The 22653-nt window shown below is 72.4% G+C and carries 13 protein-coding genes; 1 reads left to right on the top strand and 12 read right to left on the bottom strand.

Annotation, left to right across the window (positions count from 1 at the left end; all coding sequences use genetic code 11):
• Positions 1-6: 6 nt before the first annotated feature.
• Positions 7-987: a Gfo/Idh/MocA family oxidoreductase gene (locus ABQ271_RS09405; RefSeq protein ID WP_349308511.1), complete on the bottom strand. Its 981-nt coding sequence runs from the start codon at positions 985-987 to the stop codon at positions 7-9.
• A 48-nt stretch (positions 988-1035) separates the two neighbouring features.
• On the opposite strand from ABQ271_RS09405, the gene ABQ271_RS09400 reads away from it, so the two are divergent.
• On the top strand, positions 1036-2379 hold the full coding sequence (locus tag ABQ271_RS09400; RefSeq protein ID WP_349308510.1) for a M20/M25/M40 family metallo-hydrolase: 1344 nt from the start codon (positions 1036-1038) through the stop codon (positions 2377-2379).
• A 1-nt stretch (position 2380) separates the two neighbouring features.
• Here ABQ271_RS09400 and hrpA read toward each other — a convergent pair whose 3' ends face one another.
• From hrpA to ABQ271_RS09345, 11 genes are read right to left on the bottom strand one after another with little or no spacing between them, the layout of a single operon-like run.
• A complete protein-coding gene (hrpA, locus tag ABQ271_RS09395) occupies positions 2381-6253 on the bottom strand; it encodes an ATP-dependent RNA helicase HrpA (protein ID WP_349308509.1) in 3873 nt (1290 codons plus the stop codon).
• Positions 6254-6313: 60 nt separating this feature from the next.
• A complete protein-coding gene (locus ABQ271_RS09390) occupies positions 6314-7060 on the bottom strand; it encodes a hypothetical protein (protein WP_349308508.1) in 747 nt (248 codons plus the stop codon).
• Entirely contained in the window at positions 7060-7497 is a 438-nt protein-coding gene (locus tag ABQ271_RS09385) for a hypothetical protein (RefSeq protein ID WP_349308507.1), read from the bottom strand. Before ABQ271_RS09385 ends, ABQ271_RS09390 begins: the two co-directional genes overlap by 1 nt.
• Positions 7490-8341, bottom strand: a complete 852-nt coding sequence (locus tag ABQ271_RS09380; RefSeq protein ID WP_349308506.1) for a protein phosphatase 2C domain-containing protein — start codon at positions 8339-8341, stop codon at positions 7490-7492. The genes ABQ271_RS09385 and ABQ271_RS09380 overlap by 8 nt, the downstream gene beginning before the upstream one ends.
• Positions 8338-9534 (bottom strand): DUF5684 domain-containing protein, encoded by a 1197-nt coding sequence (locus ABQ271_RS09375; RefSeq protein WP_349308505.1) that lies wholly within the window; start codon positions 9532-9534, stop codon positions 8338-8340. The genes ABQ271_RS09380 and ABQ271_RS09375 overlap by 4 nt, the downstream gene beginning before the upstream one ends.
• A gap of 57 nt (positions 9535-9591) precedes the next feature.
• The gene (locus ABQ271_RS09370; protein WP_349308504.1) at positions 9592-12075 is read right to left on the bottom strand and encodes a transglutaminase domain-containing protein; all 2484 of its coding nucleotides are present in this window, start codon (positions 12073-12075) and stop codon (positions 9592-9594) included.
• A complete protein-coding gene (locus ABQ271_RS09365) occupies positions 12072-13421 on the bottom strand; it encodes a DUF58 domain-containing protein (RefSeq protein WP_349308503.1) in 1350 nt (449 codons plus the stop codon). Before ABQ271_RS09365 ends, ABQ271_RS09370 begins: the two co-directional genes overlap by 4 nt.
• Complete coding sequence (locus tag ABQ271_RS09360; protein ID WP_349308502.1) at positions 13418-14410, bottom strand: MoxR family ATPase; 993 nt, start codon at positions 14408-14410, stop codon at positions 13418-13420. The genes ABQ271_RS09365 and ABQ271_RS09360 overlap by 4 nt, the downstream gene beginning before the upstream one ends.
• Before the next feature lie 39 nt (positions 14411-14449).
• Positions 14450-20395 (bottom strand): Ig-like domain-containing protein, encoded by a 5946-nt coding sequence (locus tag ABQ271_RS09355; RefSeq protein WP_349308501.1) that lies wholly within the window; start codon positions 20393-20395, stop codon positions 14450-14452.
• Positions 20396-21553: a serine/threonine-protein kinase gene (locus ABQ271_RS09350; protein ID WP_349308500.1), complete on the bottom strand. Its 1158-nt coding sequence runs from the start codon at positions 21551-21553 to the stop codon at positions 20396-20398. It lies immediately after the preceding gene.
• Entirely contained in the window at positions 21550-22653 is a 1104-nt protein-coding gene (locus tag ABQ271_RS09345) for an FHA domain-containing protein (RefSeq protein ID WP_349308499.1), read from the bottom strand. Before ABQ271_RS09345 ends, ABQ271_RS09350 begins: the two co-directional genes overlap by 4 nt.

The raw sequence follows: 22653 nt of genomic DNA, 5'->3' as shown, positions 1-22653 counted from the left end.
TCGAGGTCACGACCGGGGGTAGATGACCCCGATCTGACGACGGATCTCGTCGAGGGTCCCCATGATCGCAATGCTCTCGGCGATCGGCAGGAGGTCGCTGTCGGTGCGCCCCTCGGCGATGAGCTTCTCGGCGTAGAGGGCCTGGAATTGCATGCCCCGACCCTCGATCTCGGTGCGGAACTCCTCGACGAGCGTGCCGTCGAGGTCGAACACGCGGAACGAGGTCGGTGCGTAGAACACGCCGTCGATCTCGATGCGCCCCGTCGTCCCGACGATCTGGGCGGCGTTGGCGCCGGCACCTCGCATGGACGTCAGGAGGGAGGAGACTCCGCCCGAGGCGTGGCGGACCGAGATCGCCACGTCGGTGTCGGCCCCGGTCTCACCGAGCCGGCCCGACGCGCGGATCTCGTCGGGCTCGCCGAGGATGTCCCACGCGAACGACACGGGGTAGATGCCGAGGTCGAGGAGTGCGCCACCGCCGAGCGACAGGTCGTTCAAGCGGTGGGCCGGGTCGGTCGGGAGATTCTGGGTGTGATCGGCGCTCAGGACGCGCACCTCGCCGATGATGCCGGCGGCGAGGATCTCGCGCAGGCGCACCATGTGCGGCAGGTACCGGGTCCACATCGCCTCCATCGCGAGGAGGCCGTGGTCCGCCGCCAGATCGCGGATCGCGACCGCCTGGTCCGCGTCGAGGGTGAGCGGCTTCTCGATCAGGACGTGCTTGCCGTGCTCGAGGGCCAGGGCCGCGGCCGGCAGGTGGTGACTGTGCGGCGTCGCGATGTAGACGATGTCGACCTCGGGGTCGGCGACGAGCTCCTCGTACGAGCCGTGAGCCCGCGGGATGCCGTAGGTCGTGGCGAATTCCTGCGCCGACTCCAGCCGGCGGGATCCGACCGCGCTGACGGTGAGGCCGGCGGTGTTCAGATCGGCGGTGAAGGCGTGCGCGATGCCACCGGTGGCCAGGATTCCCCATCGAAGAGCGGTCATGTCCCGAGCCTATCGGCGGCGCGCGTCGACCGGATCTAGAGTCGGATCGTGGCCCGCACCCCCGACTCCGCCCTCGGCCGCTTCCGCGAGCTCCTCCGGATCCCGACGGTGTCCCTCGACCCGGACGATCCCGAGGCGGACGGCAGCGCATTCGTCCGATTCCGTGACACGCTCGCGAGCCTGTACCCGGCCGTGCACGCCTCCCTCGATCGAGAGGTGGTCGCCGGCTACTCGCTGCTGTACCGCTGGCGCGGGACGGATGCTGCATCCCCGCTCGTCCTCATGGCGCACATCGACGTCGTCCCCGTCGTCCCGGCGGAGTGGGACCACGACCCGTTCGGCGCCGAGCTCGTCGGCACGGGCGATGCCGCCGAGGTCCACGCGCGCGGTGCCGTCGACGACAAGGGATCGCTCGTCGCGATCCTGGAGGCGATCGAGTCGCTCGTCGCCGAGGGGTTCACCCCGACGCGCGACGTGTACCTCGCCTTCGGGCACAACGAAGAGGTCGCCGGAGACGGCGCACAGGCCATCGTCGAGGTGCTCCGTGCCCGTGGCGTGCGGCCCTCGCTCGTGCTCGATGAGGGTGGCGCGGTCGTCGAGGGCGCTCTGCCGCGGGTGGCGGTCCCGACCGCCGTCATCGGGGTCGCGGAGCGCGGGGTCATGACCGTGCACCTGACCGCCCGCGAGCTCGGCGGGCACGCGTCGACGCCCCCGCGCGACCCGGCCACCGCGCGGCTGGCCCGCGCGGTGCTGCGGCTGCACCGGCGACCCTTCCCGACGCGTCTCGTGGCACCCGTCCGCGCGATGTTCGAGACGGTCGCCCCGTACACCGCCGGCCCCCTCCGCCACGTCTTCGCGAGCATCGGGGTGACCGGGCGCGTGCTGGTGAAGGTCTTCCCCCGCCTCGGCCCCGAGCTCAACGCGCTCGTCCGGACGACCGCGGTGGTCACCGAGCTCACGGGTGCGACCGGGGCCAACGTGCTGGCGACGTCGGCGCGGGCGAGCGTCAACGTGAGACTGCTGCCGGGCGACACGGCCGCGTCGGCGGTCCGCCGCATCCGGAAGGTCGTCGGCGACCCGCTCGTCGAGGTCGACGTGGTCTCGGCATCCGAGCCCTCGCCCGTTTCGGCGTGGTCGGGTGCGGCGTGGGAGCGGCTCGTGGCGGCGACACGGTCGGCGCTCGGTCCGGACGTCCTCCCGACGCCGTACATCCAGCTCGGGGCGAGCGACAGCCGGTGGTTCACCGAGATCAGCGATCACGTCTACCGCTTCACGCCGTTCCATCTGACCCGGGGCGAGCGCGAAGCGCTCCACTCGCACAACGAGCGGATCCGCGTCGGATCGTGGCTGCGCGGCATCGAGTTCTACCGCGACCTCGTGCGCGCGAGCTGACTCAGCCCGCGAGGGCCTTCGAGATCCGCTGGAGCGAGACCGGCTCCGCCGTGCCGAGTCGCTGCGCGAACAGGCTGATGCGGAACTCCTCGAGGAGCCAGCGCGCGTGGACCAGGTGCGCGGGCGCGTTCGCGGCGAGCGGGAGGGTGCCCCCGGCATCCGTGAACAGCGCGGCAGCGCGCTCGTACTCGGTCATCCGCTGCCGGTCCCGGCCGGGGTTGTCGGAGAGGGCGTCGACGCGCTCCTTCGCCCCCTGCAGGTAGCGGGGCAGGTGTGCGAGGCGAGCCACGCCGGTCCGCGAGAGGAAGCCCGGGTGGACGAGACCCGCGAGCTGTCCCTTCACATCGCCGAGGGCGGCAAGCAGGGTCATCGAGTTCTGCTGCTTCACGGCGCGTTCGACGTCGCGCTGCAGGGTGAGGATGCGGGCGGCGAGGGAGACGGTCTGGAAGAGCTCGTCGACGATCCGGGCGGAGAAGGCGTCGCGCGAGGCCGTGAAGGCGGCCTCGGTGCGGATGACGGCATCGCCCATGACGGCGTCGGCGACGGCGACGCGGGCGTCCTCGATCAGGGCTTTCGCGGACGGGTACGGCGAGGCGGCGAGAGCGAGCTTCTCGGGCGCCGTCAGATGATCCATGACGTAGGCGGTGGGGGAGGCGACGGCGAGGAGCAGCAGCCGACGGGCACCCGCGCGGGTGAGCTCCGCAGCGCGCTCCGGGGTCGCCTCGATCCGGAGGGTGACGGCGTCCTTCGCGTCGGCGAGGGCGGGGTAGCCGCGGACGACGCCGCCGGCCACCTTCGTGTCGACGACCTCGGGAAGATCTCCCACGTCCCACGTCGTGATGCCGGTGCGTTCGAGGGGAGCGCTCGCGGCGGCGACGGCACGGGCGGGGGATGCCGTCGGTGTCGCCTCGCGCCGCGGCGCCAGTGAGCGGGCCACCGACTCCCGCGCCCGGCCGGCGAGGCGGTCCTGCAGCTCGCGGAGGTCACGGGACGACCCCACGGTGCGTCCCCGCTGGTCGACGGCGCGGAACGAGACGGTCAGGTGGGCGGGGACGCGCTCGAGGTCGAAGTCGCGCTCGGTGACAGGCTGGTGCGCGACGCGCTGGATCCGGGCGGCCAGGGCCGCACGGAGAGTGGATGCCGGGAGCCCGTCGGTGTCCTCCGGGCCGGACCCGCGGATCTCGTCGCCGAGGGTCGTCGCCCAGTCGGCCGCGGGCACGACGTGGCGGCGGATGGCCTTGGGGAGGGCCTTGATGAGCCCCGTGACGAGTTCGTCCCGCATCCCGGGAACCTGCCAGTCGAACCCGTCGGGGCGCACCTGCGCGAGCAGGGCGAGCGGGATGACGACGCTGACGCCGTCGTCGGGAGCGCCCGGCTCGAAACGGTAGGCGAGCGAGAGCACCTGGTCTCCCTGACGCCAGCGCGTCGGGAAGTCGCGCTCGTCGGTGCGGGCGGACTCGCCGAGCAGGTCGGCCTCGGTCATGTCGAGGAGCTTCGGCGTCCGCGGCTGCGTCTCGCGCCACCACGTCTCGAACGAGCGGACGTCGAACACGTCGTGGGGGATGCGGGCGTCGTAGAACGCGTACACGGCCTCGTCGCCGACGAGGATGTCGCGGCGCCGCTCCCGTTCCTCGATGCGCTCCAGCTGGCGGCGGAGTTCACCGTTGCGACGCTCGAACGCGGTGAGGCGCTTGTCGAGGTGCTGGCTGTTCCACTCGCCCTCGACGAGCGCGTGACGTAGGAACAGCTCCCGCGCCAGGTCGCGGTCGCGACGGGCGAGCTGGACGCGACGGCGCGGGATGATCTCGACGCCGAAGAGCGTCACCTTCTCGGCCGCGACGGCAGCGCCGGCATCCTTCGACCAGTGCGGGTCGCTGAGACTGCGGTTCGCGAGGTCGCCGGCGAGGTCCTCCGCCCACGCCGGGTCGATCGCGGCAACGGTGCGGCCGAACAGCCGCGAGGTCTCGACGAGTTCGGCGGCCATGACCGCGTCGGGCGAGGCTTTGCGCAGCCCCGAGCCGGGGAAGACGGCGAACGACGCGCCGCGCGCACCGCGGTACTGCGGCAAGGGCTTGCGCGCGTTCTTCTTCGCGGGATCGGTCGTGACCGAGCGGGTGTCGAGGATGCCGATGTGCGAGAGGAGTCCCGACAGGACCGCGCGGTGCAGCGCGTCGGGATCGGCCGCTCCGGCTTCTTGGCGCGGGGCATCCTTCGGCGCACCCGAGCGCGAGAGGGTCGAGAGCTGACGATGAACGTCGAACCACTCACGGACACGCACGTAGTTGAGGTGCTCGCTGCGGCAGAGCCGGCGGAACGCGCTCGAGCCGAGCTCGCGCTGCTGCTCGCGCAGGTGGTTCCAGAGGTTCAGCAGCGTGAGGAAGTCGCTCGTCGGGTCGACGAAGCGGGCGTGCAGACGGTCGGCTTCCTCGCGGCGCTCCTCGGGGCGCTCGCGGACGTCCTGGATCGACAGGCCCGACACGATCGCGAGCACGTCGCGCGAGACGCCGAGCTTCTCGGCCTCGAGCAGCATCCGCGCGAAGCGGGGGTCGATCGGCAGTCGCGCGATGCGACGACCGAGGCTCGTCAGACGCAGCGCGCCGGTGCGGCCGCCCACGGCGCGGAGCTCGGTGAGGAGTTCGACCGCGGCCTTCACGCCGCGGCTGTCGGGCTTCGTGAGGAACGGGAACTCGGTGACGTCGCCGAAGCCCAGCGACAGCATCTGCAGGATGACCGACGCCAGCGAGGTGCGGAGGATCTCGGGCTCGGTGAACTCGGGCCGCGCCGTGAAATCGTCCTCGGCGTAGAGCCGTATCGCGATGCCCGCCGATGTGCGCCCGGCACGCCCGGAACGCTGCTGCGCCGACGCCTGCGAGATCGCCTCGATCGGCAGGCGCTGGATCTTCGACCGCACGCTGTACCGCGAGATGCGCGCCGTGCCCGTGTCGACCACGTAGCGGATGCCGGGAACCGTGAGGCTCGTCTCGGCGACGTTCGTCGCGAGGATGATCCTGCGGCGGACCCCCGCCACGTGCGACGGCTCGAATACGCGGTGCTGTTCCGCCGACGACAGCCGTCCGAACAGGGGCAGGACCTCGGTGGGACGGGCATCCTTCGCGTAGAGGCCGCGGACGGCATCCATCGCATCGCGGATCTCGGCCTCGCCGGGAAGGAAGACGAGCACGTCGCCGTCGGGCTCGCGGTCGAGCTCGCGGAGCGCGGCGAGCAGGCCGTCGACGTCGTCCTCGGACTCGTCGTCGTGTGCGCGGTAGCGGATCTCGACGGGATACGTGCGTCCCGACACCTCGATGACCGGGGCGGGCACGCGTTCGCCGTCGGGGGCCGTCGCCGCGAAGTGGGCGGCGAAGCTCTGCGGGTCGATCGTCGCCGAGGTGATGATCACCTTGAGGTCGGGGCGTTCCGGGAGGATGCGGGCGAGGTAGCCGAGGAGGAAGTCCACGTTGAGCGAGCGCTCATGGGCCTCGTCGACGATGATCGTGTCGTAGCGCCGCAGCAGCCGGTCGCGGTGGATCTCGTTCAGCAGGATGCCGTCGGTCATCAGCGTGACCTGCGTGGCCTCCGTCACCTCGTCGGTGAAGCGGACCTTGTAGCCGATCGCCCCGCCGAGGGGCACCTGTACCTCGTGCGCGAGGCGCTCGGCGATCGATCGCGCAGCGATCCGTCGCGGCTGGGTGTGGGCGATGCGGGTGCGCCCCAGCTCGAGGCACATCTTGGGCAGCTGCGTCGTCTTGCCCGAGCCCGTCGCGCCGGCGACGATGACGACCTGGTTCTCCGCGATGGCGCGCGAGATCTCCTCCCGAGCGGCGCTGACGGGCAGCTCCGGGGGATACGAGATGACGGGGGCGGGTGCGGACACAGCCTTCGATGCTATCGCGCAGGCGGATGCCGGCGGCCCCCGTGCGTCAGGCGGGGGCGGTCAGCGGTCGGCGGTCTGCGCGGCATCCAGCAGCGGAAGATCCGCCGCTGTCACCAGGCGTGAGAGCACGGCATGCTCGACGAGGCGCGCACGACGATTCGTCGCGAGCTTGCCGGCAGCGCCGCGAAGGCCCTGGACGCCCTCACGGTCGAACTTGTCGCACACGTTGTCGAGCTTGCGGTTGAAGGTCGTGAGCGGCCAGCCGAGACGTTCGGCCGCCTTCGCCGACGACGGGATCTGGCTCGAGCCCATCATCCCGCCGCGGAGGATCGGTTCGCAGAGCGCGATGAGCAGGAGGCGCTGGGTGGCGGTCAGTGGGACGGCTCCGATCGTCGTGCCGCCATCGGTGCCGTCCTCGTCGGCCGCGGATCCACGACCGGTGAACCTGGCCGCCCCGTTGCGGATCGTGAACTCGTAGGTGTACGCCCCGGCCGTGAACATGACGACGAGCTCGGGGAAGACGAGCGGGACGCGCGTTCCCGGGCCCAGCATCGCCTGGTAGGCCCCGTCGGCGGTCGCGAGGGCGACCGAGATCGATCGTCCCGTGTTGGTGAGCCACCACAAGCCCTGGCCCGATTCGATCTCGAGCAACCGGCGATGGAGGTACGGGTTCGTGTCGATCACGAGGTCGGCGTCGCGTCCGATGGAGAAGGTTTCGCCCGGTGTCGGGTGGAACCACTCCCCGCAGAACTCGATTCCGAGCTCGGCGGCCTCGGTCTCGGCCGTCAGTTCGATGTCCTCTGCCATCACATTCCCCCTTGAAAGATCACGAAGATGCCCCACGCGGCGCCCGCGACGACCACCGCACCCGCGAGTGCGGCCACCGCGATTCCGCCGCGGCGGGCGCGTCGCCTCGGTGCGCGCGGGGTCGCCGCGGGCGGAGGCACCGGAGCGCGCCGGACGGGCGGTGCCGCCGCGGCGGTCCGCGGCACGTATACGGACTGCGAGACCCGTACCCCGGGTGCCGATGCGGTGCGGGGCGTATCGGCTCGCCCGTGGGCGATCGCTGTCGACGGGGCATGCCTCGCGACGCGACGCTCGGTCACGCGCGTGCCTTCGTCCGTCCGGCGATCGGCGATCAGCGTCTCGTCGTCGGGTGCCCGGTGGCCGGCGAGGCGCGTCTCGTCGTCGGGGTCGGCGCTCCGCGGCACGCGGCGCGTGAGGTCGTCGAGTGGGTCAGTCATGACGTCTCCGACGCGACGGCACGGTTTCGACCTCGATCGTTCCGGTCGCCGGTTCGCTCGAGACGAACCCCCCGGTCGTGTCTTCGAGGCGGGGGTGGATGCCGCCGCCCACCACGTCGATCACGATCGCCGTCACATTGTCCCGCCCGCCGTGCGCCAGCGCCTGCGCGACGAGGGCTCCCGTCGTCTGCGACGGGGAGGCGCCGGAGAGCAGGCCCGCGCGGATCGCTTCGTCGGTGATCTCTCCCGACAGACCGTCCGAGCACACCAGGAGGCGCTCGCCGGTGACGACCGGGAGGAGCCAGAAGTCGGCGGGGCTGTGCTCGCCGCCGACGGCCCGAGTGATGACGTTCCGCCCCTCGAACGTCGACATGTCCTCGCGCGCGAGACGGCCGGCATCCACCATCTCCTGCGCGATGGAGTGGTCGACGGTGAGCTGTTCCAGGCGCTCCGAGAGCAGGCGATAGACCCGCGAGTCGCCGACATTGACGACGAGCCACCGGTTCTCGCCGTTCTGCTGCACGGCGACGACGCCGGTGAGGGTCGACCCCGCGCCGCGCGTGGTCCCGCGGGAGATCGCGCCCACGGCCGCATGCGCGGAGCGGACCGCGTCGGCGACCTCTTCGGGGGTGACGTCGCTGCGGCCCACGAAGTCCCGGAACGCGTCGACGACGGCGGCCGACGCCAGGTCGCCGGCTTCGTGACCGCCCATTCCGTCGGCGACGACGAAGACCGGGAAGCTGGCGAGGTGCGAGTCCTCGTTCACGCGACGACGAAGTCCCGTGTCGGTGAGCGCGCCGCTGATGACGTCGAACGGATGGAGCGGCTCGGCGGAAGCGGTCATCGCGATCCCGCGTCGAGAGTGAACTCCGCGTCGCCGAGCAGGAACCGACCGGTCACGGTGACGGGAGTGCCGACGGCGATCTCGGTGTCGCCGTCCCCGACGATGACGCCGTTGGTCGAGGAGAGGTCGGTGATCGTCCACGAATCGTTCGTGCGGCGGAGCAGGGCATGGGTCTTGGAGACCGTGCGGGTGGCGTCGTCGACCGCGATGGTCTGCGCGTCGGGCGCGTCGACGGGAGGAGCGGGGTGGCGGCCGAGGACGGCGGCGTCGGCCGAGAGCCCGACCGTCTGTCCCGTCGGCAGGCGCAGGGTCGCGGCGGGTCGGCGATGAGCGGCGAGGACGGTGTGTTCGTCGACCTCGGCGTCCGCCACGGGGGGCGGGGTGGGTGCCGCGGCCGGCGGGAACACAGGGGGAGCCATCGGCGCCGAGGGGGCCACCGAGGGCGGGGACCACGGCGAGATGACGGGCGATGCGGCGGCGGGCGCTGGCGCAGGAGACGCAGGAGCCGCGGCGGGGATGGACACCGGGGACGCCGGCGGCGGCGGGGCGAACGTCGTCGTGTCCACAGGAACCGCGACGGGATCGCCCGTCGCCGGCTCCGCCGCGAAGGGCGTCGGGGGAAGTCCTCCGCGGGGGACGCCCTGCCAGCGGGCGGAGCCCCACCCGATGATCGACGCCCAGACGGGGAGGAGGATCGCGCCGAGGGCCGCGAATCCGCCGCCGCGCCCGAATCCGCGGGAGAGGGGCCCCATCATCCGCAGCATCAGGATGAGGACGGCGGCGAAGAAGGCGAGGAAGAGCAGGAGCGGAACGACGGACGCCGCCAGGAGCGCAGCGGATGCATCGCCGCCCCCACCGAAGGCGACGTTCTGAGCGGACTGCGCGAGAAGCGTCGTCGACACCGAGGCGATGATCAGGGTGAGGATGCCGCCCCCCACCAGCACGGCGGCCCACCAGCCCTTCATTCCTGCCAGCTCGAACAGGGTCCACAGGTTCAGTACCGGCACCCAGGCGCGGCCGGCGGGTCGATCCGCTTTGCGGAAGACGGCGGCGAGCGCGAGGGAGGTCCAGACGTAGAGGCCTGCGACGGCGAGCAGCTGCACGAGGAGAGCGACCACCGACACGGCGGCGACGCCCGCGAGGGCTCCGGCCGCGTCACCTGCGGGGGCCAGGAGAGTGTTCTCCGTCGTCACGCTCTGCATCAGTCCACGTCCTCTGTCATCGATTCCTTCGATCCCGCATCGCACACCCTATCTGCGCGAAGCCCGTAGGCGCGGCAGCAACGAGCGGAGCGACAGCCGTGCGCGCACTCGCGCCCAGAACCCCTTCTCGGCGGCGAACCGGGAACGCTCGTCGGCGACGATCCGCCAGAACTCGTCGATCTCGGCCGCGCGGGGAGGGGACGCGTCGAAGACCGACCGGTCGGCCCACGTCGCCAACCGCGTCCCTGACGCCGCGGCGGAGCCCTCGCCGGCGGCGAACACCTGAGCGAGCTCCTGTCGCGTGAGGTGCGCGGGAGCGGCGTATCCGTGGTCGATCGCCGTGTCGACGTACTCCTCCCACCCGCCGGTGAACCGATCGACGACGTCGCCGCGCCGACGGCGTCCGCGACGGCGCAGGGCCTTCACGGCGAGGATCGTGACGAGCGGCCCGACCAGGACGATCACGGCGAGCAGCGAGACGCCGCCTAGGCGGACCGCGGCCCAGACGGCGGACAGGTCGGTCTCCTCGTCGACGGCACCCGACTCCGGACGCTCGCCGTCGGCCGGAGACGCGTCGGCCGGGAGCACCGGCTCCGCCTCCTCGCGGCGGACGTCGGTCGGGTTCTCCGGATCCCGGCGCTGTTCGAGGTCGGGTGACGGGAAGCTGTCGTGCTGCGGGGTCACGTCGATCGGGACCCATCGGCCCGCGGCATCCCGCACCTCGATCCACGCGGCGAGGTCGCCGCCGCGGCAGACGCCCTCTTCGCAGACGGAGAGGTCCTCGGCAGAGGCGAGGCGGGTGCCGACGACGACGCGGGCGTCGAACCCGAGCTGGTCGGCGACGAGCATCGCCGCGACGGCGAACTGCTCGTCATCGCCGACGGCCGCGACGAGATCGGCGTCGGATCCGCCGGGGGTGTCCGCCTGCCGGGTGATCAGCTGGGCGAAGAGGGTGCCGATCCGGTCGGCGGAGTGACCCGCGCGGGAGGGCTGGAAGCCGCCGTCGCCGAGTCCCTGCAGCCAGGGAGGGGTGTCGCCCGCCGCCAGTTGCAGCGCGTGACTCAGGTAGCCGCGGGAGCGCAGCCGGTCGACCAGGGTCTCGAGGGCCGCACCCCCGGCTCCGGCGTCCTGGGTCTCGATCCATTCGGTGAGCGACGCGGGGACGACACTGGCGGGCAAGGATGGACCGCTCCGGGCGGGGGTGAGGGATGCCACCGGCTCGGCAGCCCCGGTCGGCACGACGCTGAGCTCGTAGGCGTCGCCCTCGGCGAGCCCGGGATCGGCGAGCTCGATCGCGGCCCCCGTCGCGGCGTTGTGGAAGAACCCGTCGGAGAGGTCCGCCGCACGGGGACCCGCGAAGGAGATGGCGCGCAGCTCGCCGACCGTCGGGACCCAGATCCCCGCGCCCGAGCCCATGCGAACCGAGACGATCGACCCGGTGCCGTCCCCCAGGCTCGAGGGCACGCGCGTGAAGGCCGTGGCCGGGTCGGCGGGGCCGGCATCCGGATCGATCGCGCGCACCGTCCGCCCGTCGTAGAACGGGAGGGTCGCCAGCCGGACGCGTTCGATGCCGGGGGGAGCGGTGACGGTGAAGAGCGTCTCGTCGTAGCGTTCGTCGGTGAACCAGGCGCGGTAGGCCGCGAGCGGGCTGGGCGCGCGTTCGAGTTCGAGCACGGGCGCGACGACGCTCCGGGCCACCTCGCGCGGCTGGTCGGCGAGGGCCCACGGCCCCCACACCGCGGCCGCGGCGGTCGCGACGACGACCATCCCCGCCGCGGTGGCCGCGCGGGCGATCGCGCCCCGACGCCTCCCGCCGGCGCTCCGGAGCAGACCCGTCGCCGCGGCGGCCGTCGCGAGCGCGCGGCGGCGATCGTGCGCGCTCCGCCAGACGACCGCGATGAGAGCCCCGGCGACCGCCGCCACCCCGACGAGGGTCTCGGGCCGAATGGTCACGGGCCCGAGCGCGAGGGGTGCGGCGAGTGAGCGTGCGCCGAAGACGACCCCGAACACGGTGGGAAGGAGCGCGACGGGGACCGCCGGCATCCACCATCTCGTGCTGCGCCACGCGATCGACAGCGCGGCGACGGTGCACGCGACGAAGAGGAGGAGCGTGGGGGCCAGGGTCGCCTGGTAGCTGCCGAGGGGGAGCTCGAGGGTCAGCAGGTCCTTCCACCCGGTGACCGGTGCCGTCGCGACGTCGACGAGGGCGCGAAGGGCGGCGTCGGCGGACGTCACCGACCCGGTCGCGGCGACGGGGACCCCGAGGGCCACGTACGCGCCGAGCGCGGTGAGCGCGACCCACCATCCCGACCATCGCCACCGGGTACCCACGGCCGCGACGACGTGGCCCGCGGCGATGCCGGCCGACACGGCGACGACGAACGCCGCGCTCCGGTAGATCGGCCACGCAGCGACGGCTCCGACGGCGAGGATCAGATCGACGACGATCGCCTGACCGAGGAAGAAGCCGGCACGCGATGGCGCGGCGCGGCGGCCGCGCAGGTCGCGGCGGCGAGGAGCGGGAAGCGTCACGACTGGCCCCCTCTGGCGAGAAGCTGGCGGAGGTCCTCCAGCAGACCGATCGAGACGACGGTCATGCTCCCCAGCCGACGGATGCCGAGGGTCGCCGTCGGCGCGCAGACGAGGGCGACGACGGCGACCTCGCTGCCGAAGGCGAGAGCCGCGCTCTGCAGCTGAGCGGGGGTCAGCGTCGACCCGCAGACGAGAAAGGCGATCGAGGCATCCGCGTGACGTCCCGAGGCGAGCGTCGCCACGTCGCGCAGCGGGCTCGGGTTCTCGCCCCGCTGGATGCCGGCCAGGTCGTCGAGGAGCGTCCGGGCGGAGACCGTCGCCAGGGTGCGGAGCGTCCGCATCCGCCCGCGCTCGAACTCGGGGATCTCGGCTCCGGCGACGACGTCGACGTCCCGCCCGTCGCGGATGCCGCGGACGCCGATGGATGCGGTGGCGCTGACGGCGAGCTCGAACTCGTCGTCGTCGGCGTACTCACCGCCGCCGAGTCCGAGAGCGAGGATCATGCGCGACCGACGCGTCTCTTCGTACTGGCGGACCATCATCGCGCCGGTCTTCGCCGTCGACTTCCAGTGGACCTGTCGCATCGAGTCGCCCGGAACGTAGGGGCGGAGGGCGTGGAAGGAGAAGTCCGCGTCGACGATCGTCCGGGACGGGCTGCCCTCGAGGTCGCGGATGAGACCCGTCGCGGTGCTCCGGAGCGCTGTCGTCACCGGGTGCACGTACAGGGTGTGGGTCTCCTGCCACGTCGCTTCGCGGGTCAGGATGCCGAGGGGGTCCCCGCGGACGGTGCGGGCGGGGCCCACCGTGATGATGCCGCGCCGGAGCGTCGGGATCACCACCGTCTCGGACATCTCGTGGCCGGGGCGAAGGAGGGGAACGTTCACGTCGACGAGCCCGTCGCCGACGGGCAGGTCGACCCGGCCGGGGAGCGCTGTGCGGCGACCGACGTTCGTGACGACGAGCGCGCCTTCGACCGGCGTTCCGGCCACGACGCGGTCGTGGTCGAGCCGGAGGGCGACCTGGTAGGCGCGGGCACCGAACAGGAACGGGACCGACAGGGCGAGCAGGAGGAGGGCCGCACCCCCGGCGACCGCGAACTCCAGCCAGCCGAATCCGAGTCCGCACGCGAGACCGACGACCAGGATGCCGACGACGATCCATCCGGCCGGCGAGACGGTGTCGGCGACGCCGCGCACCGCCCGGGCGCCGGCTCGCCGAAGACGCCGCCATCCCTGCACGCCGCGGACGGCGAGGACCGTCGTGGAGCGCGCCGAGCCGATGCTCGTGCGGGTGTACCCCGTCGCTGCCGACGTACGGGTGAGGCGGGACTCGGTGGACGAGCTCACACGTTCTCTCGCTGACCGCGTTCGCTCATGCGCTCCTGCTGCGAGGGTGGGACGACGTCGAGGAGGACCTGCCCGATGACCGCCTCGGCGGTCACGCCGTCGAACTCGGCCTCGGGGTCGAGGATCAGGCGGTGCGCGAGCACGGGGACGGCGAGTGCCTTGACGTCGTCGGGTGTGACGTAGGTGCGCCCGTGCGCGAGGGCCCAGGTGCGCGCCGCCTTCGTCAGGGCGAGCGCCCCTCGCACGCTGACTCCCAGGCGTACTTCGCGAGCGCGACGCGTGGCGTCGACGAGGCGCGCGATGTAGTCGAGGACCAGCGGATGCAGGTAGCCGCCGCGCGCGATGTCGGCCATGCTCACCACGCCCTGCGGCGTGATGACCGGGGTGACTTCGCGCGGCGCCTCGCCCGATCCCTCGAGGATCCGGATGGTGGCGGCGTGGTCGGGGTAGCCGAGCGATGTCTTCAGGAGGAAGCGGTCGAGCTGGGCTTCGGGAAGCCGATAGGTGCCGGCCTGCTCGACCGGGTTCTGGGTCGCGACGACGAGGAACGGAACCCCGACATCCCGCGTGATGCCGTCGACCGTGACGTGCCCTTCCTCCATGACCTCGAGGAGGGCGGACTGCGTCTTCGGCGAGGCGCGATTGATCTCGTCCGCGAGGACGACGTTCGCGAAGATCGGACCCTGGTGGAACTCGAACTCCCCGCGGCGCTGGTCGTACACGGTGATACCGGTGACATCGCCGGGAAGCAGATCGGGGGTGAACTGGATGCGGGAGCTCGTCCCCTGAACCGAGCGCCCCATCGCGCGGGCCAGCGAGGTCTTCCCTGTTCCCGGGTAGTCCTCGAGCAAGAGGTGCCCCTCGGACACCATCGTCGTGAAGGCCAGCTCGATCACGTGGCGTTTACCGAGCACGACCTGCTCCACATTGTCGACGAGCGTGGTGAAGGTCTCGGCGAACCAGGCGCTCTGCTCCTGGGTGATCGTCATCGTGTTCCTCTCGGGGGACGGGTGCTCGGGCGGCGACACTCAGGGTGCCGGCGGGGTGGTTTCCGTCGGGGTGGGCGTGGGGGTCGGCGTCGGCGTGGGGGTCGGCTCGACCTGTCGACAATCGACCCCGACGGTGAGCGGGTCGAGTTCGCGCAGTTCGCCCATCCACCGGATGGTGTAGTCGACGCGCTCCGGTCCGAGGGATCCCTCGGTGACGTTCGTGTCGACGGATGCCACATCGGTGCCGATTCCGCGGGGGAACCAGTCCGGCGCCGCCTCGTCGGACCGGCATGCGGGCAGATCGTCCGTCGCCACGGCCACGGGCCAGGCGGCGCTCCCTCGGGCAGGGACGATCGGGGTGGGGTCGGAGCACTCGCCGGGGAGGCCGAGGAAGGTGTCGCACCATCTCGCGCTCCACCGGTCTTGCGCCTCGTTGGCGCGGGGGGTGAAGGAGCGGACGACGTCGCCGTTCAGGAGGTACTGCAGACGCGCACCCTCGAACGGAGGCCGGCCCGGGTCGCTGTGATCGCTCGCGCTGTAGACGAATCCGCCTCCCGGGCGAGGAGTCGGGGTGGGGGACACCGTGTAGGTGAGCTCTTGCGGAGCCGCGACGGCGCCGGTCGGACGGGCGGTGATCTGGTCGGTCGTGACCCCGAACCCGTCCTGCCCGTCGTACGTGCTCGTCACGCAGACGTACACCGTCTTCTCCTGGAACGCCTCCGCGGGGAAGGTCCGTTGCGCGTCGCGCGAGTCGGGCGTGCAGCGATCCGCCGACGCATCGCTGAAGCCGAACAGCGCCGCCGTGTCGGCGCTTTCCGCGGTCACCCGCGCGGTCACCGTCATCGAATCGGACGTCGTCGTCTGCGTCAGCTCGATGCCGGGAGCGCCGACGCCGTGGGCACGCACGTCGAGCGACCTGCCCTCGCTGGAACCGCCGGCGATCCGCGGCAGGTCGAACTCGGTGAGCGGTGTGGCGGTGAGGTTCTGGGGGGTGTTCGACCCCACGCGGTATCCCGTGAACGTCGCGGAGCCGCCGCGCACCGGCTGCGTCTCGCTCCCCGCGACACCGCCCGACAGGCGGACACTCCCGGTCGTGTCGTCGAGCCCCGTCACGGTGATGGTGGCCAGCCCGCCGTCGCGTCCGTTCGGCACGGGCACGAAGCTCGCAGCGGCAGGGCGGGACGGCGGCCGGTACGCCCACGCCTGGGTGCGGACGACGCCCCGCGAGGAGCCGACGTCGTTGACGGCGCGAGCCTCGTAGACGCGCTGTTCGCCGACGGGCGCGGAGATCGGCGCGCAGACGCCCGAGGCAGGGCAGGTCGCGACCTCGCGCCCGCCCGACGTGATCCGGTATCCCTGGACCGTCGGGTAGGAACCCGCATCCGAGGTCACCCGCAGGCTCACGGAGTTCTCGGTGTACGACGTCCACTCGAGACGCGTGGGGTTCGCGGGCAGACCGCGCAGGTCGAGGACGATCGAGCCGTTGCGGTCGCCGCTGGATTGCCGGCCCTGCGCATCCTCGACCACGAACGTCGCCGCGCAGCGTGCCGCGCCTTCGGCGTCCGAGCTCCAGCTGGCACGGACGGCGCGGTCGCCGGCCGGCGTGAATCGGACTCCCGCGCAGTTGCCCGCGCTCGCCGCCCGCACGACCCGCAGGGGCGTACCCGGGAGCGGGTTGACTTCGCCGTCCGCTCCGACGACCCCGATGGTGCAGGAGGACTGACCATCTGACTGCGAGCAGGTCTTCACCGCCGACCCGCCGCGGGGGAGGACGGAGGGCGACGGCCCCACCGTGAGCACGAGGCTCGTCGCGCTCGCGTCGGGGTGGCTCGGGAGCGACACGCTCACCTGCTCCTCGCGTCCGGGACGCGCCTCATCCCTCGCCGACACGGTCACGACGGAGCCCTTCGCGGTGACCTCGAACTGGTCGCCGGTGTAGGCGATGTCGAATCGGAGGGACTCTTCGTCGGCGACTCCCGCCCAGCGCACCATGCGGGTCAGGTCGTAGGTCTGGGTCTGGCCGGGACGGACTCCGAGCGAGGCGCTCCGCAACGACGGCTGCGGCGTCTCGGCGTCGACCGCGACGCCGAGCGTCAGGAAGGTGGGTTCTTCCTGGCCGGCGAGCCGTGCCGCGACGATGCACGAATCGGACCAGGGCGCCCCTCGGCCCGCCGAGTAGCGGATGGTGCTTCCCGACACGACCCGGCACGAGGCATCCTTCCGCGCGCCGCCGGCCTTGGTGCCGCTGCGATCCACGACGAGGGTCGCGTCGTCGGGGAGGACGACCAGATCGGAGAGGTCGGCGTCGACGCTCTCGCCCTCCGCGACCCGGAGCGGCTCGATACCGGCGCGGAGAGTGAGCCGGATCTCGTCCGTCCCCGGCACGCGGAGGAAGCCGTAGGTCGTCACCTCCGTGCCGTCGTAGGCGGTGCCGGTCACCTCGAACGGGATGAGGCGGGTCTTCTTCGGAAGCTCGCCCGAGACCTTCCACCCCGAGACACGGAGGTCCCCCGGGTCGCCCCAGAGGCGGAGGGTGAGTGCGGAGGGGTCGCCCGCGTCCCACGCGACGTTCCCGCTGAGGACGTCCACCCCGGCGGGGAACCGGTCGCGGTCCTCGATCGTCAGGACGGTGTCGGCGACGACCGGATGGTCGGGGACGGGGTCGCGGACCACCTTCACGACGAGCAGGCCGATAGCCGTGTCGCCGTCCCCGTTGGCGACTTCGTACGAGTACGAGAAGGTACCGAGCGCGGTCCCCGCCACGATGGTCACCCTGTCGTCCTGGACGGTGACGCGATCGGCCAGCGCCGCGAACTCGGGGCTCGCTTCGGGGGCGTTCGGAACGAGATCGGTGAGCTCGAGCGGGCTGCCGAACGGGTCGACGTCGTTGTCGGTGGGGCGGACGACGACCGTGCTGTCGGTCCCGGCCTGCACCTGGACGTAGTCGCTGAACGTGACCGGGCTCGGATCGCTCTGGCGGGCGATGACGCCGATGCGGACCTCGCCGACGCCCGTCCGGCCACGGGCATCCTTCACCTGATAGCCGAAGCGCACCTGACCCGACACGCCCTCGCGGCTCGAGTACACGATCGACTGCCCATCCGCCGAGATGGTCGCCGAGCCTTGCGCGGGCTGCGTCGTGATGGTGTCGAGCGAGACGTCGTCGCCGTCGGGATCGACCGCGTAGCGATCGAAGCCGATGGTCACCGACTGCCCCGCCACGACCCGTCCGACGAGGGTGCGGGGGATCGGGTCGCGGTTGTCGTCGCCACCCGTGACGGTGATCGTCACCCGAGCGGTGTCGGTCACTTCGGGAAAGCCCAGCCGGTAGATCGTGTAGGTCAGGGCATAGGTTCCCGCGTCGCGCGGCGCCAGATACCGGAGGACACGTCCCGATGCGAAGGCGAGCCCGCCGCCCGTCTCGTTCACGATCGACGACGGGTCGAGCGCGATGAGCGCTCCGGTCGGGGTGCGGTCGTTGTCGAGGACGGGGATGTCGACCTGGGTCCCGCCGCGAACGGTGACGGCGTCGTCGACCGCGATCGGCTGCTCCGCCGAGCCCGCGGGGAGGAGGATGACGGTCACCTCGCCCTCTGCGCCCGCCGCATCCTGACCGCCGTCGGTGAGCCGGTACCGCACGACGCCGAGGCGTCCCGGGGTGCCGTCGTCGGTGGTACCGCTGACACGGAGCAGGCTCTGCCCGACCAGGTCGACGCTGAGAGACGCGGTCGGGTCGCTGTCGGGACGGATGTCGTCGAGCAGGAGCACGAGCCCCGCGGGGTTCGCGGCGGCCGATGCCACGTCGATCGTCGCATCCTCGCCGGGGCGGACGAACGCGGTCAACGGCGGCGTCGTCACGACCGTGTCCTCCGGATCGCGGACGGTGACACGGACGATGGCGGATGCCTCGCCCACGCCGTCGCGGACGGAGTACTGCACCACGTAGGACCCCGCTTCGCTCGCAACGAAGCTCATGCGAAGAGTCGAGGGGTTCGGTGTGACGGTCGCGCGGTCCGCATCGAGCGCGACGAGCGACCCGAGGGTGAGCGGTCCCGCCGCGCCCGTCACGTACGGGGTGAAGTCCACGTCGAGGGGTTCGCCGACGACGCCCGTCACGGCGAACGACTCGGCGGCGAGCTCGGGGCTGGGGGTGACCTGCACCGTCACCGCCTGCGTCGTCGTCGCGCCCCGGGCGTCGGAGACGATGACGGGAACGGGGATGCTGGCAGCCTCCGTCGCGCTCGGGTCGGGGTGCTGGTAGGTGAACTCGCCCTCGGGAGAGGTCGTCGCGGTCCCCACGGAGGGAGCGCCCTCGATGCCGGCGAGGTAGACGGGGTCGCCGTCGGGGTCCACCCAGCCGCGCAGGAGGTCCGCCGATACGGTGCCGCCGGGAGCGACCGAGAGGGCCGGCCACGTGGCGAGGCATCCGGGGACTCCGCACCAGACCGGGGCCGCGTTGTCCTCCTCGGGCACGACCCGGACCGTGACCGTCGCGAACTCCGACAGGCGCCCACCGGCGGATGTGCCGTCGGTGACGCGGTAGCGGAATGTCGTCGTGCCGGTGGCGTCCGGTGCGACGTTGAGTGCGACCTGCTGCTCGGCTCCCGTCACGGTCGCGGTGCCGAAGGCGGCATCCACCCCGTCGAATCCGCCGACGTCGATGCTGAGGACGTCCTCATTGGGGTCGTGGTCGTTGAGGAGGACGGGCAGGAGCGCGACGGATCCGGCGCGCACCCCGAACTCGTCGTCGACGGCGACGGGAGGCTGGGGCTCGAGCACCCGCTCGACGGTGTCGTCGGTGTCGGGCGCGGCCTCGCTCGTGTCCTCGGGTCGCCACTGCTGCGACGACGGGATGAGCGCGCCGTCGGGGACGCGCCAGACCCAGCCGGACCCGCGGTCGTTCAGGGCCAGGCGCGAGCCGTTGCCGACGAAGACCGGATCGACGGCGTCACCGATGTCCGCGCCGGCGTAGTCGAGCGGCGTCCGTTCGCCGGGGCGTGCGCTCGACCAGAGAGTCCCTCCGCCGAGGCCGTCGCCGAGCCACGCGGCGTGGACCGTGCTCCCCGCCGGCATCGGGACGGCGGGGGTGCCGAGACCGGCGGAATCGAGCGGCCGCTCGGCGCCGCCGGAGTCCAGCGGTACCCGGGTGATGCCGCTCGGATCGGCGATGATGACGCCGTCCCCGCCCGTCGCGGCGCGTTGCAGCAGGGCGCCGGTCGTCGGCGTCGTCGGCACGACGTCGTCGCGATCCGCGATCGCGACATCGCCCGTCGCGACGTCGTAGAGGACCCACCGCCCTCCGACCGCGCTGAGCTGCGCATCGACGGGGGCGATGGGTGTCTCCTCCTGGTCGAGGATGCGCCCCGTGGCCGCGTCGGCGCGGACGATCACCTTCTCGGCGGCGGAGTAGGCGTACACGATGCCGTCCGCGTCGACGGCCACGGCGGATGCCGAGAACCGCGGCGCCTGCTCGTCCGAGGTGCGTTCGATCTCGGCGTACGGGTCGATGGGGGATGCCGCGCCTCCGCTCGACAGGGTCGCGCCGAAGACCCCGCCCCCTTCGGTGCGGTACACGATGGCGTCGCCGGCCGAAACGATCTCGACGGTTCCCGCGGGCGTCGGAGCCGAGGCATCCTCGTCCTCACCGGTGAGGTCGGCGGGCTGGGCGAGGTCGACGTCGGAGAACGCCGACCCGCCCTCGCTGAACACGAACAACCGGTCGGCGGTCTGGGCGACCTGCGTGCCGTTGACGACCTGCTTGACCGTGTCGACCTCGCCGAGGTCGAGATTGACGCGGGCGTAGCCGCTCCCGGAGCCGGTCTGCAGCGCCCAGACCGTCGGGTCGTCGACGGGTGTCTGCTGCGCGTCGTAGCCGGGCCAGACGACCGCGAGCGTCCCGACGACGGCGATGACGGCGGTCACGGCGCCTGCGCCGATCCACGTCGACCGTCGTACCCGGGGCGTCTCTCCGGTGCCGCGCGCCATTCAGCCCGCCCCGCCGAGGAGGAAGAACGTCGTCACCGCTCCGGCGAGAGCCACCAGCGCCCCCGCGCCGACCGTCAGCGCGATGATCGCGCCGCGCGTCATCCGGGACTCCTGCTCCGCCCCCGCCAGGATCGTTCCCTCATCGGGACGGCGCTGCGGTGCCGGCCGGCGCCGCTCGGGGCGTGCGGATGCGTACGCGAGCGCGGGGCGGACGGGACCGCGCGGCCGGTCGTCGGCGAAGTCGACGGCCGCTCCCGCTGCCGCCCACTCGTCCACGGCGACCTCGAGGGGAGTGTGGGGGACGCCCATGCGGTGCTGGATCAGCTGCAGGTCGTGGGCGAACGCGGCGGCCGAGGGGTGGCGCGCGGACGGGTCCCGGTGCAGGGCGCGGGCGAGGACGGCATCCAGTTCGGTCGGGACGTCGGCGCGACCGATGGGGGTGTACGCCGCTTTGCGGATGCGGGCCTTCAACTGTTCGCGCGTGTTCTGGCCGCGGCCGGGGCGCTCGAACGGGCTGCGGCCGGCGAGGAGCGAGTAGACGGTGGCGCCGAGGCTCCAGACTTCCGCTGCGATCGATCCTGACACCCGCTCGTCGACGATCTCGGGCGCCGACCAGGGCACCGACATCGCGAACACCTCCTCGGTGTCGGGGCGGGCCTCGACGGCCGTGGCGATGCCGAAGTCCGAGAGGACGGGCGACCCGAAGGCGGTGACCAGGATGTTGGAGGGCTTGATGTCGCGGTGCAGGAGCCCGGCTCGATGCGCGGTCTCGAGGGCCGAACCGATCTTCACCCCGAGTTGCAGCACTTCCGCGACGGGGATCTCCTCGCGGCGGTAGCGGTGGGTGAAGGAGGTCGGGCAGTACTCCATGACGAGGTACGGCCGTCCGTCGGCGGAGACGGATGCTTCGTGGATCGTGAGGATCGACGGGTGCGCGCTCAGCCGGGCCATGACGTCGGCTTCCGCGTTGAACATGCGGAGGACGTTCTCGTCGACGACGTCCTCGAGGAGGACCTTCACGGCGACGGGGCGTCGGGGGAGGTTCTGCTCGAAGAGGAACACGTCCGCGAAGCCGCCCGCACCCAGGGGACGGACATAGGTGAACCCGGAGAGTCCGGGTGGCGTGGAGGGGAGCCTGCTGGACACGCGGACGGTCATCCCGCCGTCGGGGAATCGAGCGTGTCGAAGACGGCCGTCACACCGTCGCCGAGGTCGAGCTCGGTCCCGAGCGGCACACGAGAGGCAGCGCCGCTGCGAAGGAGCGCCGCCGCGCCCGTCGGAGGCCGGACGATCGTGCCGTTGGTCGAATCGAGGTCTCGGACGACGAGCGTCGCTCCGTCGAGGACGGCTTCGAGGTGCGTTCCCGAGATCTCCTTGTGCGGCGAGGCCACCTGCTCGATCCGCGCACCGGGGTGCTTTCCGGGTCGGGGGCCGCGGCCGAGGACGACGGGCCGGTCGAGCGGCACGGTCCGCCCGCCGGGGAGGCGGAGGCCGTAGGCCGCGACGGCGCTCGAGCGGCGCGAGCCGAAGAGGGTGCGGTCGTCGGGTACCTCGTGGACGTCGTCCTCGCGCAGGAAGTCGGGAAGCTCGAGTTCCTCGTCGTCGTCATAGGGACGAGCGAACAGGCTGCGGTCGACGGAGATGGTCTCGAGGACGTCGATCTCCTCGCCGCGGAGGGTCGACGGCGCCGGCGCGGGGGCGACGGAGGGTGCGACGACCGGCACGGCGACGGTCACGGGGGCGAGCGTTCCCGGCGGAGCCTCGCCCTCGGCGGCGGGGGTGACGTCGGCCTCCGGCTCGCGGCCGGCCGGGAAGGGCCGTCCCCACGAGAGCTCGTCGGCCCGCGTGGCACCGAGCCCGAGGGGGAGCAGGTCGCCTCCGGGACTTCCCGTTTCAAGGACGAGGCGGATGCCGACGGCCCCCGCGAGCGCCGTCTCGATCCAGGTCCGCGCGTCGGCGCCCGACACCCGCGTGCGGTCGGAGGTCTCGACCACGGCGGTGCCGCGGACGGCGACGCGCACCGGCTGGGTGTCGTCGTCGGGGAACTCGGCGACGGCGAAGTCGGGCAGGTCGTGGATGCCGCCGGCCACGAGCACGCTCAGGACGTCTTCGAGCACGGCGGTCTCGGCGGCCGCGGCGTTCCACAGGCGGGCGATGACGCCCTCGGCGACGCCGGGACCGAGCAGGATGGCGAACCGGTCGCCGGCGATGGCATACCCCGCCTCGGCGGCGAGCGTCGGGGTGGGGTATCGGAACAC

The organism is Microbacterium sp. MM2322 (assembly GCF_964186585.1).
In the GTDB taxonomy this organism is placed as follows: domain Bacteria; phylum Actinomycetota; class Actinomycetes; order Actinomycetales; family Microbacteriaceae; genus Microbacterium.
Note: the sequence above shows the minus strand (reverse complement) of the source record. Positions and strands in the feature narration are given on the sequence as shown.

Coding starts and splice junctions, on each gene's coding strand:
- ABQ271_RS09405 (WP_349308511.1), bottom strand. CDS start 987: ATGACCGCTCTTCGATGGGGAATCCTGGCCACCGGTGGCATCGCGCAC.
- ABQ271_RS09390 (WP_349308508.1), bottom strand. CDS start 7,060: ATGGCAGAGGACATCGAACTGACGGCCGAGACCGAGGCCGCCGAGCTC.
- ABQ271_RS09385 (WP_349308507.1), bottom strand. CDS start 7,497: ATGACTGACCCACTCGACGACCTCACGCGCCGCGTGCCGCGGAGCGCC.
- ABQ271_RS09380 (WP_349308506.1), bottom strand. CDS start 8,341: ATGACCGCTTCCGCCGAGCCGCTCCATCCGTTCGACGTCATCAGCGGC.
- ABQ271_RS09360 (WP_349308502.1), bottom strand. CDS start 14,410: ATGACGATCACCCAGGAGCAGAGCGCCTGGTTCGCCGAGACCTTCACC.
- ABQ271_RS09355 (WP_349308501.1), bottom strand. CDS start 20,395: ATGGCGCGCGGCACCGGAGAGACGCCCCGGGTACGACGGTCGACGTGG.
- ABQ271_RS09350 (WP_349308500.1), bottom strand. CDS start 21,553: ATGACCGTCCGCGTGTCCAGCAGGCTCCCCTCCACGCCACCCGGACTC.